Here is a 14,534-nt window from a genome sequence, read left to right on the forward strand (position 1 = left end):
TGGTGCAGACTGCGACGGGTGAGCGCCCTTGTGTGGACCGCCGTCGGATCACTCGCCGCCTGGCTGTGGCTGCTCCTGGGCCAGGGCTTCTTCTGGCGTACGGACATGCGGTTGCCGCCTCGCCGGGAGCCGGACGACTGGCCGTCCGTCTGTGTCGTCGTACCCGCGCGGGACGAGGCCGCCGTGCTTCCCGACAGCCTGCCCTCGCTCCTCGCGCAGGACTATCCGGGGCGGGCCGAGATCTTCCTGGTGGACGACGGGAGTTCGGACGGCACCGGGGAGCTGGCCCGTGAACTGGCAGTGCGGCACGGCGGGCTGCCGCTCACCGTCGGCTCGCCCGGGGAGCCGCCCGCGGGCTGGACCGGCAAGCTCTGGGCCGTACGCCACGGCATGGGTCTGGCACGCGCGCGTGCACCCGAATATCTGCTGCTGACGGACGCCGACATCGCACACGCGCCGGACAGCCTGCGGGAGTTGGTCGCCGCGGCCCATGGCGGGGGCTTCGATCTCGTGTCCCAGATGGCCCGGCTGCGGGTGGAGAGCGTCTGGGAGCGGCTCGTGGTGCCCGCGTTCGTGTACTTCTTCGCCCAGCTGTATCCGTTCCGGTGGATCGCCGTGAAGGGGTCACGGACCGCGGCCGCGGCGGGCGGCTGTGTCCTGCTGCGCACCGAGGCCGCCGAGCGGGCCAGGATTCCGGACGCCGTGCGGCATGCCGTGATCGACGACGTCGCGGTGGCAAGGGCGGTGAAGGGCTCCGGAGGGCACATCTGGCTGGGGCTCGCGGAACACGTCGACAGTGTGCGCCCCTATCCGCGGCTGCACGATCTGTGGCGGATGGTCTCGCGCAGCGCGTACGCCCAGCTGCGGCACAACCCTCTGGTGCTGGCCGGGACGGTGGCCGGTCTCGCCGGGGTGTACCTGGTGCCGCCGGTGGCGCTGTGCGTGGGACTCGCGGCCGGCAACGCCGGTGCCGCGGTGGCGGGCGGGCTCGCGTGGCTGCTGATGACCGTGACGTACCTGCCGATGCTCCGGTATTACCGCCAGCCGCTCTGGCTCGCCCCGTCGCTCCCGGTCACCGCGCTCCTCTACCTCCTCATGACGGTGGATTCCGCGGTGCAGCACTACAGGGGGCGCGGTGCGGCCTGGAAGGGCCGCACCTACACCCGTCCCGACACGGCGCCCGAGCGGCCCTGAGCTGTCACGCCCGGCCCGGACGACCCCTGCCGGTCACTTCCTGCCGGGTGTCCAGTTCATGCCCCACCCGTACGCGTAGTCGACGGTGCGCTGTGGACTGACTCCGCGATCGGGGACGAGGAAGCGGGCCTCGCGCTGGACGACGAGGTCGCTGCCGGTGTTGGTGATGAGGGCGAGCGCGCACACCGTCGAGGGGACCGTGCACTCGCCGAGCGAGAAGTCGACGGGCGCCCCGTGCAGCGGCTGCAGGGTGACCGTAGCGTCCAGGTCCGCGAAGGAGCGCGCCCCTTCGTAGATGGTCACGAAGATGAGGACGCGGCGGAAGTCGCGTGTGTGGTCGAGGTTGATGCTGAGGTTCTCGCCGCTCGTCGAGGCCCCGGTGCGGTCGTCGCCGTCGAGATGCATGAACGGCGGCTGATGCAGTGCTCCGAAGGCGTTGCCCAGGGCCTGGACGACACCCTTGCTTCCGTCGGAGAGCTCGTACAGGGCGCACAGGTCGAGGTCGAGGTCCGCGTGCATGGCGATGGCCCGGCCCAGCTTGGCCTGCCACCCCGAGAACTGCTTGCGCACCTGCCAGTTGAGGTTCACGCGCATCACGCCGGAGGTGCCGCCCTGCTTGGTCAGCGAGACGGACGGGGCCTCCTTGGTGAGCGTGACCTTGGTCAGGCGCACCGGGGCCGTGGGAGGGGCGGGCGGTGCCGGTGGGGCGGGCGGCGGTGTCACCGGCGCGGCTGTTACCGGCGGGACGGTGACCGGCGGCGCCACGGGGGCGGACGGCGGTGCCACGGGGGCCGGCGCCGCCTGCTGCGGTTCGTCCACCGAGATCCCGAAGTCGGTGGCCAGGCCTACGAGACCACTGCTGTAGCCCTGCCCGACCGCGCGGAACTTCCAGGCGCCCTGACGCCGGTAGAACTCCCCGAGCACGAAGGCCGTCTCGACACTCGCGCCCTCGCTGTCGAAGCGCGCGACCTCAGTCCCCTGCTGTGCGTCGAGGACCCGGATGTAGAGCCCGGGCACCTGCCCGAACGTCCCGCCGTCCGAGGACGCGGCGAGCACGACCGTCTCGATCCCGGGCTCCACGCGCGCGAGGTCGACGAGCAGCGTGTCGTTGAACTGGCCGGCGACGTTCCGCTTGCCCTCGTGGCGCACCGCGCCGGAGGAGTGGGCCGGCTGGTTGTAGAAGACGAAGTCCCCGTCGGAGCGGACCTTCCCGGAAGCCAGCAGCAGGGCCGAGGCGTCGGCGTCGGGCACGCCCGGGCCCGCCTGCCATCCCAGCTCGACTCGCAGTCCGGTCGTCGGCACCGGAACGTTCGATCCCTTAGGCATTGACATGTCCGCCCCCATCGGGTGTCTCCGCGCACGACCGCGCCTGGTCACGTTCAGTTCATTCGGTTCGTTCAGCCGTTCCGCGCCAACCTAATCCCCCGAGCGGCGAACGCCCATCACCCGGTACGGGAGATCAACGACGAACCCACGAGTAACCCGCCCGGAACTCGGCTTTTACATGAACTACATGCCGACCGCCGCCCCTTTTCGCCAAGTTCGCTCGCATTGACGATCCCAGGTCACCGCCGACACGGAAAACAACCCTCTTATCGGTCTCCCCAACCAGCACATCGTGGGCTTAACTTATGTGCCATGACCTCCCCCCGCTCCACCTATGGCGGCGGTTACTATTCCGCCTCCTTCCCGGACACTCCGATCTACGACTCCCTCGTGGCCGAGCGGGGAACCCCGCAGATCGCCCCGATCCGGGTCCCCGCGGCATATGACACGGGCAGCCATCTGCCCGCGCTGCCCTCAGCACTGCCCGCACTGCCTGCCGCGCCCTCTCCGCAGGCTCCTTCGTACGCCTACCCGCAGGCCCAACAGCCCTCGCCGCTGCAGCAACAGGCCGCGCCCTACATCCCTCAGCAGGCCGGTGCGCCGCGCGGCTACCCGGGCCAGCAGGCTCCCCAGCCGCAGCGTCCGATGGCGGGCGGCACGGGCTACGAGGCGATGCGCCCCGCCGCCCCGCGTCCCGCCCCGGCCCCGTACCAGGAGCCCTACAACAACCAGCAGTACCGCGGTTACTGAGGAAAATCGGCCGAGGTCGTCCGTGTCCGCTGGCACGATGACCTCATGTCGAAGCCGGTCCTGCACTCGATCCATGTCTATCCGCTGAAGGCGGCCGGGGGTCATGCCCTGCGCGAGGCCGTCGTGGAGCCGTGGGGTCTGGCGGGTGACCGGCGCTGGGTGCTGATCGACGAGAACGACAAGGTCGTCACCCAACGTCCGCAGCCGCGCATGGCGTTGTCCGCCGTCGAGCAAGGGCCCGACGGCGGTATTCTGCTGTCCGCGCCCGGCCGTGAGCCGCTCGCCGTCCGTGTGCCCGAGCCGACCGGGACGACGACGGTGGAGATCTGGAACGACAAGGTGGAGGGTGTCGCCGCCGACGCCTCCGCGCACGCCTGGTTCAGCGACTATCTCGGCATCGGCGTACGTCTCGTACACCTCGACGACCCTGCCGTCCGCAGGCCCATCGACCCGGAGTTCGCCCGGCCCGGCGAGACCGTCAGCTTCGCCGACGGCTATCCCCTCCTGCTCACCACGCTCGGCTCGCTCGACGCCCTCAACGCGCTGATCGCGCGGGGCGACCGGCCGGGCGAGGGCCCGCTGCCGATGAACCGCTTCCGGCCGAACGTGGTGGTCGAGGGCACCGCCGCCTGGGCCGAGGACGACTGGTCCCGGATCGCCATCGGCGAGGTCACCTTCCGGGTCGCGAAGATGTGCGGGCGCTGCGTCGTGACCACCACCGACCAGGGCACCGCCGAGCGCGGCAGGGAGCCGCTGCGCACCCTCGCCCGCCACCGCCGATTCGGCGACAAGCTCGTCTTCGGGCAGAATCTCGTGCCGGAGTCTCCCGGCTCGGTCCGTGTGGGCGATCCGGTCAGGCTCCTCGAATAGGCCCTCGCCGTGGGAACACCGACGCCCGGCATGCCCGTTGAGCCTGTGTGAGAAGTTCATGAGAGGCCGGGTGCGAGGGGTGACTTCGCTCTCTCTTCGCCGGCACCGCGCGTGAACGACTCCGGTGGGGGTTATCACGGACGCGGAAGGGGGTCGGGACGTTGCGGGCCATCAGGGGACTCTGGCACTGGCGGCACAACCCGCTGCGACGTAAGACGGATCTCGTCGAGGCGTGGCTCGCGCTGGGGGCGCTGCTGCTGATCCTCGTCGCGGCACCCCTGGTCGGTGTCCTGATCGGCGGGCTCGCCCAGGACGCCCTGCAGCAGTCCGTGCGCGAGCAGCGGCTGGACCGCCATCCGGTGACGGCGACCGTCGTCAAGAAGGCGGACCGCACCCCGCTCGACCCCGATCCCGAGACGTCCTCGGGACGTGACTCGCACACGCGTGTCATCGCCGACTGGGCGGCCCCCGACGGCACCGCGCGGCGTGACACGGTCCTGGCGGCCCTCAACTCCCCGAAGCGCGGGGACCACTTCACGGTCTGGACGGACGACCAGGGCCGAATAGTCGGCCGGCCGCTGGACACCGCGACGGCGGCGACGCATGCGGTCCTGGCCGGGTTCGGCACGGCCGTCGCCTGCGCGGGACTCGTCGAGGGTTCCCGGCGGCTGGTGGTGTGGCGCATGGTGCGACGCAGGTACGACCGCCTCGACCAGGCATGGTCGCAGGCAGGCCCGGACTGGGGCAGGACGGGCACGGGCAGCTGACGGCCTCACCGCTCCGGTCAACCGGCTGGCTCCGCGCACGCTACGGTGGACCGGCCGAGATGTTCGGCACCGTCGTGAGAGGCTGTTCTCGTTCCCCGTGCGCGGAGTTGACGCGGCCGGGTGTCGACAAGAGCCTCTCAGGACCCGCGTACGACGAGGTGGGGGCACAGCAGCGCCATGGCACAGGGCACGGTCCAGGTGACGCACACCGGTACGTCGAGGTGGCGGCGCCGCACGGGTGAGTACGCATCGCTCGCCGCCGCTCTGGAGGCCGCGGCCGACGGTGATGTCCTCACCGTCGCCGCCGGAACCTACCGGGAGAACCTCGTCGTCCAGCGGGCGGTGACGCTGCGCGGCCCTGAGGGCTCACCCGGTTCCGTGCGCATCGCTCCCATCGACGGCGTACCGCTCACCGTGCGCGCCTCCGCCGTGGTCCAGGACCTGCTCGTGGAGGGCCAGGACTCGGCCGCGCCCGCCCTGCTCGTCGAGGAGGGCACACCGGAGCTCATGGACATCCGGATCGTCACCCGGTCCGCGGCCGGCATCGAGGTGCGCGGCGGCGCGCGTCCCACCGTGCGGCGCTGCACCGTCGACAACCCCGCGGGTGTCGGTATCGCCGTACTGGACGGCGGGGGCGGGGTGTTCGAGGAGTGCGAGGTCGTCGCGGCCGGCCAGTCGGGCGTCTCGGTGCGCGGCGGCGCCCATCCACGTCTTGAGCGCTGCCGGATCCACCACACCTCGGGCGCCGGCCTGTCGGTGACCGGCGAGCAGTCCGCACTCGAAGCCATCGGCTGCGAGGTGTACGAGGTCAGGGGCAGCGGGGTGCAGGTCACCGCGCGGGCCACGGCGCATCTCACCGACTGCGATGTGCACCGTACGACCGCGGACGGCATCACGCTCGACACGGACGCCGTCCTCACCCTCGCCGACTGCCGAATCCACGACATCCCGGAGAACGCGGTCGACCTGCGGTCCCGCTCGGTTCTCACCATGACCCGTTCCACGGTGCGGCAGTTCGGGCGCAACGGCCTGTCGGTCTGGGACCCGGGCACGCGCGTGGACGCCAACCAGTGCGAGATCCACGACAGTACGGGCGACTATCCCGCGGTGTGGGTCAGCGACGGCGCGACGGTGGTGCTCGACTCCTGCCGGGTGCACGACGTACCGGACGCCCTGTTCGTCCTGGACCGCGGCTCGCGCGCGGACGTCGTCGACAGCGACATCTCGCAGGTCCGCAACACCGCCGTGTCGGTGAGCGACGGCGCGACCGCTCAGCTCGACGACTGCCGGATCCGGGACGCGGCGACGGGCGCCTGGTTCCGTGACCACGGCAGCGGCGGCACGCTGAACGGCTGCACCGTGGACGGCACTCAGACGGGCGTGATCGTCACCAAGGGCGCCGACCCCACCATCGAGCGGTGCACGGTCACCTCACCCGCGGAGGCCGGCTTCTACGTGTCGGCGGGCGGACGCGGCACCTTCAACGGCTGCCGGGTCACGGGCAGCGAGGGATACGGCTTCCATGTGCTCGACGGCTGCCGTACGACGTTGAAGAAGTGCCGTACGGAGCGCTGTGCGCGCGGTGGTTACGAGTTCGCGGACGCGGGCGGCGACCAGGCGTCCGGCACGGGTCCCGTGGTCGAGGACTGCACGAGCGACGAGAGCGCGGCCGTGCGGCCTCCGTCGCAGGAGACAGCCGTACAGACCACGAGCCAGTCCCCCGGCCTGCTGGGGGCGATCCCGGGGCAGCGCATCACCGAGCAGGAGCCGCTCGTCGCTCCCCAGGAGCCCGAACAGCCCGCGCGCTCGTCGACGGCCGTGCTCGGTGAACTGGACGCGCTGGTGGGCCTGGAGAGCGTCAAGCGCGAGGTGCGGGCCCTCACCGACATGATCGAGGTGGGCCGCCGCCGCCAGCTGGCGGGTCTGAAGGCGGCCTCGGCGCGACGCCATCTGGTCTTCACGGGCTCCCCCGGTACCGGCAAGACGACGGTCGGCCGGCTGTACGGCGAGATCCTGGCCTCGCTCGGGGTCCTGGAGAAGGGGCATCTCGTCGAGGTGTCCCGGGTGGACCTGGTCGGCGAGCACATCGGCTCCACGGCCATCCGTACGCAGGAGGCCTTCGACCGGGCGCGCGGCGGAGTGCTGTTCATCGACGAGGCGTACGCGCTCTCGCCGGAGGACTCGGGGCGTGACTTCGGCCGCGAGGCCATCGACACGCTCGTGAAGCTGATGGAGGACCACCGGGAGGCGGTGGTGGTGATCGTCGCGGGCTACACGGCCGAGATGGAGCGCTTCCTGACCGTCAACCCCGGTGTGGCGTCCCGGTTCTCACGGACCATCACCTTCGGCGACTACGACCCCGAGGAGTTGCTGCGGATCGTGGAGCAGCAGGCCGAGGAGCACGAGTACCGGATCGCGCCGGGTGCGGGCGAGGCGCTGATCAAGTACTTCACGGCGATCCCGAAGGGACCCGCGTTCGGCAACGGCCGCACGGCGCGGCAGACCTTCGAGGCGATGGTGGAGCGGCACGCGGGGCGGGTCGCCCAGCTCGCCGAGCCGAGCAAGGACGACCTCACCCTCCTGTACGCGGAGGACCTGCCGGAGCTGCCCTGAGGCCCTGCGCGCATCGCCCGGCTCACACGGGCGACGCGCGCCTCGGCGTGGGGCCTCACATGGACGTCGGTTCCAGCCGGGACCCCTTGGGCTCCTCGGGTCCGCAGTCCTCCCGTGGCCCCGGCACCTCCGGCCTGAGCCGTGCGAGCAGCTTCTTCCGCTCCTCGGCGAAGGCGGGGTCGGCCTGGTAGTCGGAGTGGCCGAGGATCGGCGCGGGGAGCGGGTGGTCCTCGGTGCGGCCGTAGGCGAGAGGGTCCTTCAGGGCCTCACGGTCGACCTGGGGACCGCAGTCGCCGGGCAGCCGCATGGGGCCGCCGATGGGGTCGGTGGCCCGGTGCAGGTTGCGCCAGCAGTCGACCTCGCGGTGCAGCCCGCTGAGCGCGTCGGGCCCGAAGTGGGCCGGGAACCAGCGCCCGTAGAGCCGTTCCAGGGGCGAGCCGTACGTCAGCAGCGCGACCCGCTTGCGCACCGACGGCTTGAGCTGCCAGGCCGCGGCGGCCGCGAGGACACTGCCCTGGGAGTGGCCGGAGAGGACGAGCCGCCGGCCTTCCGCGGCACTGGTCCAGGTCGCCATGCGCCAGGTCAGGTCGGGCACGGCGCGCTCGGCGTAGCAAGGGGGCGCGAAGGGATGGGCCGCGCGCGGCCAGAACGTACCGACGTCCCACAGGATGCCGATGGTGCGCCGGGCGGAGGGGTCCTTGTAGGCGCGGCGTCCCCAGGTGACGAACAGTATGAAGCCGACGCCGATCAGCCAGGACCCGAGTGCCTGCGCCGCCTCGGCCGCTCCCTGTACGACGCCGTACGTGCCGTGCGCGGCCTCGCCCGGGGTGGCGTCGGTGGTCATCGCGCCGACCAGGGCCAGGGTGCCCAGGAGCAGCGTCACGATGGAGGTGATGCCGATGATGCGGGGCGCCCGGTCGGTGAGAGCGGCCATGGCGCGCATACGGGCGATGCGGTGGGTGCGTCCGGTGTCGGCGGGCTCGTCCTCGTAGTCGAGTTCCACCGCGGCCGTCTCGATACGGCGCAGTTGTACGGTGCGCCTGGCCAGCCAGCCGACGAGGGCGAGCAGGACGATCAGCAGCGGCGGGATGACGGAGGCCTGCCAGGTCAGCAGGACGGGCGGGCCCTCGATGGTTCCTCCGGTGCCGTCCAGCCAGTCGGCGACGCGCTGGGCCACCCCGCCGGACATCACGCCGCCCAGGGCGCAGGCCAGCATGGCGACGGCGGGCCCGGCCAGGCCGTGCATCGCGGTACGGGGGTCAGGGTGGGCGCGGTACAGGAGGTGGGCCACCACGCCGAGCACGATCACGATCAGGCACTGGACGAGTGCGATGCCGCCGAAGATCGCGTCGCCACCGGGCAGCCGGCCGTCCGACCTCCACTCCGGGCGCGACCAGCCGGCGTACAGGAGGGTGAGGGCGAGCAGGGCGAGCGAGCCGATGGGCAGCCAGCGCACCAGGGCGGCGTCGAGGTGCCGGTCGAGCCGGCGCTCGCTGCGGCCTCGACGGCAGACCACCCACACCACGACGACCCCGCCCACCACGAGCGACGCCTCCACGATCCGGCCGAGCGCCTCCAGGACGGGCGGCCCGCCGGGCTCGCGGTCGTAGTGGGCGGCGGAGGTGCCGACCGCCGCGACGATCGTCAGCAGGCCCGCGGCGGTGTGCGCCGCGCGGAGCCGGGCCACCAGCCGACGTCCGTACCAGAAGCCCGGACGCCCGAGACCTGACCGGCCGGTCTCGTCGTCGGACTCGGTCCCGTACTCGATCGGTGGCTGGGACTCGTACGCGCTCCAGGTGCGGTGCGAGAGGTACCAGAGGAGGACGGTGAGGGCGGCGGGCACCAGGGCGGCGAGGGCGAGCCGGCGGCCCGGCAGGCTCCACCAGCCGGCGTCGGGGCCGGCCGGGGAGAGAAAGCCCAGCCAGGAGTGTTCCTGGGCGCACCCGCCGGTGCCCGCGCACTGCCAGGCGGCCAGGTCGAGGGCGACCTCGCAGGCGGCGGCGACCAGCAGCACGGTGAGGGCCAGACCGGTGAGGCGGACGAGCAGGCCGTAGAGGCGCACCGTCCGCACCCGGTTGTCCCGCACCGTGGGCCGCATCCAGTGGGCGAGGTTGACCACCATGAACGGCAGGAGCAGCAGCCACAGGGCGCGGGAGCCGTTGCCGGAGGTGAGATTGCACCAGACGTACGCCTCGGGGACCGGTTTGCCCGGGTCCTCGTAGAGCCGCTTCGCCGCTTCCTTCTCCGCGTCGACGTCGCCGGCGCGGCGGAAGACCGCGGCCGTGTCGTCGCCGGTGATCCGGACGGTACGCGGATCGTTCAGCATCTCCTGGGGCGTCGTACCGCCGACGCCGTGGACCAGTAGTTCGAGTGCGGTGTCGGCCGTCGCGGGCCGCCGCTCGGAATCGTGCGCCTCGTACGTCTCGTGCGGCGAGGCATGCCTCTCTGGACGCTCCACTGTTGTTTCCCCCGTGATGCCCGTACGGCACATGTCATGTTCAGGTACAAGGATCCCGCCTCCGGGGTCGTTGCGCACCACTCGTCACGGAATCTCCCCGATCCGTGTGACAGTGACGAACGGGAGATGGCAGCGTGACGTGTGCGCGTCGCCACAGGCAGTGGCGCGACCTGCGGTGGCCCATGCGAGGATGGGGCATCCCATGGACCGGAGGTGAGGGTGAATGTCCTTGTCGGAGGGGGTCCGAGGACTTGCCGGACGTGTCGAGGCGAAGGGAACCGGAGCGGACGTGAGCGAGAATCAGAACCTCCTCGCGGAGCAGCGGCGCGCTCTGATCCTCGACGAGGTCCGGCGGCGCGGCGGTGTCCGCGTCAACGAACTCACCAGGAAACTCGGCGTGTCGGACATGACGGTCCGCCGCGATCTCGACGCGCTCGCCCGACAGGGCGTGGTCGAGAAGGTGCACGGCGGAGCGGTCCCGGTGGTCGAGGCGAGCACACACGAGCCGGGATTCGAGGCCAAGTCGGGTCTGGAGCTGACCGCCAAGGAGGACATCGCGCGGGCCGCCGCGGCGATGGTCGCACCGGGCACGGCGATCGCCCTGTCGGGCGGCACGACGACCTACGCGCTCGCCCACCAACTGCTCGACGTGCCGGACCTGACGGTCGTGACCAACTCCGTGCGGGTCGCCGATGTCTTCCACGCGGCGCAGCGCACCTCGGGGCAGCGGCAGGGAGCGGCGACGGTGGTACTGACCGGTGGTGTGCGCACGCCGTCGGACTCGCTGGTCGGGCCCGTCGCGGACCGGGCGATCGCGGCACTCCACTTCGACGTACTGTTCCTCGGCGTGCACGGCATATCGGTGGAGGCCGGCCTGTCGACGCCGAACCTGGCGGAGGCCGAGACCAACCGGCGGCTCGTCCAGTCGGCACGGCGTGTCGTCGTGGTCGCCGACCACACCAAGTGGGGCACGGTGGGCCTGAGTTCGTTCGCCGCGCTGGAACAGATCGACACGCTGGTCACGGACGACGGGCTGCCCGCCGGGGCGCGTGCCGAGATCTCCGAGCATCTGCGGCGGCTGATGGTGGCGGGCGAACCCGAGGCCGAGGCCGAGAGCGAGACGGACGCCTGACGGCGGCGGGGCATCGGTGGGCGGTACAGACAGCTGACTGGCCGCCAGCTATGGTGACGGTGCCTCGTCAACCGCCGTGTTGTGGGGCTGCGTTCGGATTCGTTCCCCGTTTGTTCCCGCGAGTTGTTCCCGCGAGGGGGTCCGTACATGGCACACCGACTGCGTCCGGTGGGACTCGACTTCGTCGAGACCGCTCCCCTGCGCCTCGTGTTCGCGAGAGGGATCGCCTCGCCTCCCGAGACCGTCTATCGCGCGCTGGCCGAGGACGTGGCCGGCTGGTCCGAGTGGTTCTCGGCGGTCAGAGCGGCCCGCCCGACCGACGACGGGACCGGGCGGCAGGTCCGGCTGAAGGGCGGGACACGCTTCGAGGAGACGATCCTCGCGGCCGAGCCCTCCGAGGTCTACACGTACCGCGTCGACGTGACGAACGCTCCCGGCACCCGCGCCCTCGTGGAGGAGTGGCGCCTCACCCCCGACGGCACGGGTACGAGAGTCCAGTGGACCTGGGCCGCCGACGGAACAGCGCCGTTCCGCTTCGCGATAAAGCTGGGGCGCGCGGGCCTGGGCAGGGCGTTCCGGGACGCGGTGACGAAGCTGGACCGACGGCTCGCTTCCATGCCCGCGTGATCCATGTCTGCGTCACGCTGAGGGGCGCCCCTCGAGGGGCGCGGGGAACTGCGCGACCACCCCGCTGCCCCGCAGCAGACGAACACCGCGCGGGCCCCCGAGCCCCTCAATCCGGCCAGACCCCCGTGGCCAACAACGACTCGATCGCGGCGGCGTACGGCTCGATGTCCAGCCCCTGACCGGCCACCCATTCATCCGAGTAGTACTTGTCCAGATAGCGGTCACCGGGGTCGCACAACAGAGTCACCACACTCCCCGTCCGCCCCGCCGCCACCATCTCGGCCACGATCTTCAGCGCGCTCCACAACCCCGTACCGGTCGAGCCGCCCGCCTTGCGCCCGATGGCCGCTTCCAGTGCCCGCACGGCGGCAATGCTCGCCGCGTCCGGCACCTTCATCATCCGGTCGATCGCTCCCGGCACGAAGCTCGGCTCCATACGCGGCCGGCCGATGCCCTCGATACGCGACCCGCAGTCGGTCGTGACGTCCGCGTCGCCCGTGGTCCAGCCCTCGAAGAAACAGGAGTTCTCCGGATCGGCCACACAGATACGGGTGTTGTGCTGCATGTAGTGCACGTACCGGGCGATGGTCGCCGACGTGCCACCCGTGCCGGCCGTGGCGACGATCCAGGCCGGCTCGGGGTAGCGCTCCAACTCCAGCTGGCGGTGGATCGATTCGGCGATGTTGTTGTTGCCGCGCCAGTCGGTGGCCCGCTCCGCGTAGGTGAACTGGTCCATGAAGTGCCCGCCGGTGTCGGCCGCGAGGGCCGCCGACTGCGCGTACATCGTCCGCGGGTCGTCCACGAAGTGGCACTGTCCGCCGTGGAATTCGATCAGGCGGCATTTCTCGGGGCTGGTCGTGCGGGGCATGACGGCGATGAAGGGCACCCCGATCAGCTTCGCGAAGTACGCCTCGGAGACCGCGGTGGAGCCGCTGGACGCCTCGATGACGGGGCGGTCGCGGCGGATCCAGCCGTTGCACAGGCCGTACAGGAACAGCGAGCGGGCCAGGCGGTGCTTGAGGCTGCCGGTGGGGTGGGTGGACTCGTCCTTGAGATAGAGGTCGATGCCCCATCCCTCGGGCAGCGGGAAGCGCAGGAGGTGGGTGTCGGCCGATCTGTTCGCGTCGGCCTGGACCTTCCGTACGGCTTCTTTGAGCCAGTGCCGGTACTCCGCGTCGCTGTGATCGACATCGAGCGTGGCCATCGGCTCATGGGTGCGGGCCTGCTGTGGGGTGCTCACGGCGGGGCTCCTTCGGTTGTGCCGACGCCGGTTCACTCGGTCGGCCACCTCGATCATATGCACCTTCCGCACGCTTCTCACCTGCATAAACACACCTTTGGGCACCTCAAAGGAACCCCTGGCACAGCCTTCTCCGGGCGGTGGGGGCGCATTCGCGCGAGTGCGCCGGAGAGCACCCGTGACGTCGTCATGCGCACTGGTGCTCGACACCGAAGGCGGGCAGACTGCACCGCATGGAACGCCGGTCCGGGCGGGGAGGCACACTGGAGCGGGATCCACCCGGGTCGCGGCGTGGCCGGACCGAAGCGGGCCCGGCAAGACCGAAGCAGACGTGGCAGGACGCGGGTACAGAGGCCGAAGCGCACAAGGGGGCGGGGCACATGGCGGAGCCGGAGTTCACGGCCACGGGCGTGCGGATCGGAAAGAGGCTGCGTTCGCTCACCCGGGCCGGACAGGTCCGGATCAGCGGCGGCAGGCTGGAGTTGCTGACCAGTTACGGCAGCGAGATCGACAGCGCGCCGGTGCAGGCGGTCCGGGCGTCGAAGCCCTGGTTCGCCCATGACGACCGGGCTTTGGCGGACGTCAACGGCACGCGCTATCTGCTCACACTGGGGGACCACGACCCGGCTCCGGGGGAACCGGGCCCACCGGCGGCCAGCCGGTTCATCGAGGCCGTGCGCAAGGCGGCGGGGCGCGGGCACTGAAGGCCCTCACGTTGCCGGTCCGGTTGCCAGGGACATCGCCAGCGACACCGCGAGTTGCGAGACCGCACCTCCTGCGTCACGCTGTTCTCACGTCACTCTGGGTTTACCGGCGATAACGCTGCGAACCAGCCCGCCGGGCACCAACCGCGGGCGGTCGTTTGCACTCAGGCCGCCCGCTGGATCCGTACTCCGTCTTCTTCCGGACCTCAATTCGGGGAGTCGCAGCCGTGATCAGCCAGCCAAGCAGGCATTGCACGGTGGAGCTCCAAGCCCTGCCGTCGCGGATCGGCCAGGTCCGCAGAATCGTATCTGCGCAATTGCGCTACTGGCATCTGGATCCGTTGATAGACCGGGCGGCGCTCGGTGTGACGGAGCTGTTGACCAACGTCCACCGGCACGCCGTGCCCGACAAGCTGTGCACCGTGGAGATCGAGCTGCTGCTCGACCGGCTCACCGTCTCGGTGCACGACCACGACCCGCGCCTTCCCGAGGTGCGGGAGGCCGACTCCTCCGCGACCTGCGGACGTGGTCTCGCGATGGTCGCCGCGTTCAGCGAGAGCTGGGGTGTGCGGCCGGACGGCGAGTCGGGCAAGGTCGTGTGGTTCACCCTTCCGGCCGCCTCCGCCACGGCGGGTCTGCCGGCCTGTCCTCCGTACGGCGCGGCCGCCGAGTCGCCCGCGCGCAGTTTCGCGGAGGTGGAGCACGCCGCCGGCACGCTCAGGACCGGACACGCTCCCGCCCGGTCGGCCGTTGCCGGCTGACCGGGCGGTGACCGGGGCCTCCTCCTCCGCTCGGCGGCGAAGGCCCGCTGTTCGGTCCACTCGGCGGCGAGGGTGCGCCGGTCCGCCCACTC

General features: G+C 71.3%; 12 protein-coding genes. 9 read left to right on the forward strand and 3 right to left on the reverse strand.

Translation table 11 applies throughout. The features are described 5' to 3' along the window. Positions 1–18: 18 nt before the first annotated feature. Entirely contained in the window at positions 19–1,194 is a 1,176-nt protein-coding gene (locus ACH4YP_RS37795; protein WP_398495493.1) for a glycosyltransferase, read from the forward strand. 33 nt (positions 1,195–1,227) lie between these two features. Here ACH4YP_RS37795 and ACH4YP_RS37800 read toward each other — a convergent pair whose 3' ends face one another. Continuing rightward, the gene (locus ACH4YP_RS37800; RefSeq protein WP_361058986.1) at positions 1,228–2,538 is read right to left on the reverse strand and encodes a TerD family protein; all 1,311 of its coding nucleotides are present in this window, start codon (positions 2,536–2,538) and stop codon (positions 1,228–1,230) included. Between the two features lie 294 nt (positions 2,539–2,832). Here ACH4YP_RS37800 and ACH4YP_RS37805 point away from each other — a divergent pair, with 294 nt between their 5' ends. The 4 genes from ACH4YP_RS37805 to ACH4YP_RS37820 all read left to right on the forward strand — a co-directional run bounded on the left by ACH4YP_RS37805 (position 2,833) and on the right by ACH4YP_RS37820 (position 7,520). Next, on the forward strand, positions 2,833–3,270 hold the full coding sequence (locus tag ACH4YP_RS37805; protein WP_361058988.1) for a DUF6643 family protein: 438 nt from the start codon (positions 2,833–2,835) through the stop codon (positions 3,268–3,270). Positions 3,271–3,315: 45 nt separating this feature from the next. Then, positions 3,316–4,140, forward strand: a complete 825-nt coding sequence (locus ACH4YP_RS37810; RefSeq protein WP_398495495.1) for an MOSC domain-containing protein — start codon at positions 3,316–3,318, stop codon at positions 4,138–4,140. A 161-nt stretch (positions 4,141–4,301) separates the two neighbouring features. After that, positions 4,302–4,907 carry a hypothetical protein gene (locus ACH4YP_RS37815; protein ID WP_361058992.1) on the forward strand — a complete coding sequence of 202 codons (606 nt, stop codon included), beginning with the start codon at positions 4,302–4,304 and terminating at the stop codon, positions 4,905–4,907. Positions 4,908–5,084: 177 nt separating this feature from the next. Next, positions 5,085–7,520 carry a right-handed parallel beta-helix repeat-containing protein gene (locus ACH4YP_RS37820; protein WP_398495497.1) on the forward strand — a complete coding sequence of 812 codons (2,436 nt, stop codon included), beginning with the start codon at positions 5,085–5,087 and terminating at the stop codon, positions 7,518–7,520. 55 nt (positions 7,521–7,575) lie between these two features. On the opposite strand, the gene ACH4YP_RS37825 is transcribed toward ACH4YP_RS37820, so the two are convergent. Continuing rightward, complete coding sequence (locus tag ACH4YP_RS37825; RefSeq protein WP_398495499.1) at positions 7,576–10,011, reverse strand: hypothetical protein; 2,436 nt, start codon at positions 10,009–10,011, stop codon at positions 7,576–7,578. 256 nt (positions 10,012–10,267) lie between these two features. On the opposite strand from ACH4YP_RS37825, the gene ACH4YP_RS37830 reads away from it, so the two are divergent. Both ACH4YP_RS37830 and ACH4YP_RS37835 read left to right on the forward strand, forming a co-directional pair. Further along, the gene (locus ACH4YP_RS37830; RefSeq protein ID WP_361058996.1) at positions 10,268–11,110 is read left to right on the forward strand and encodes a DeoR/GlpR family DNA-binding transcription regulator; all 843 of its coding nucleotides are present in this window, start codon (positions 10,268–10,270) and stop codon (positions 11,108–11,110) included. A gap of 147 nt (positions 11,111–11,257) precedes the next feature. Then, the gene (locus ACH4YP_RS37835; RefSeq protein WP_361058998.1) at positions 11,258–11,737 is read left to right on the forward strand and encodes an SRPBCC family protein; all 480 of its coding nucleotides are present in this window, start codon (positions 11,258–11,260) and stop codon (positions 11,735–11,737) included. A gap of 106 nt (positions 11,738–11,843) precedes the next feature. Here the strand turns inward: ACH4YP_RS37835 and ACH4YP_RS37840 are convergent, their stop codons facing one another. Next, positions 11,844–12,941 carry a PLP-dependent cysteine synthase family protein gene (locus tag ACH4YP_RS37840; RefSeq protein ID WP_361059065.1) on the reverse strand — a complete coding sequence of 366 codons (1,098 nt, stop codon included), beginning with the start codon at positions 12,939–12,941 and terminating at the stop codon, positions 11,844–11,846. A 416-nt stretch (positions 12,942–13,357) separates the two neighbouring features. On the opposite strand from ACH4YP_RS37840, the gene ACH4YP_RS37845 reads away from it, so the two are divergent. Continuing rightward, a complete protein-coding gene (locus tag ACH4YP_RS37845; RefSeq protein WP_361059000.1) occupies positions 13,358–13,681 on the forward strand; it encodes a hypothetical protein in 324 nt (107 codons plus the stop codon). 227 nt (positions 13,682–13,908) lie between these two features. Then, positions 13,909–14,442: an ATP-binding protein gene (locus ACH4YP_RS37850; RefSeq protein ID WP_361059002.1), complete on the forward strand. Its 534-nt coding sequence runs from the start codon at positions 13,909–13,911 to the stop codon at positions 14,440–14,442. Positions 14,443–14,534 lie beyond the last annotated feature (92 nt).

Origin of the sequence: Streptomyces sp. NPDC020747, from assembly GCF_044334695.1 — a bacterium.
GTDB lineage: Bacteria > Actinomycetota > Actinomycetes > Streptomycetales > Streptomycetaceae > Streptomyces.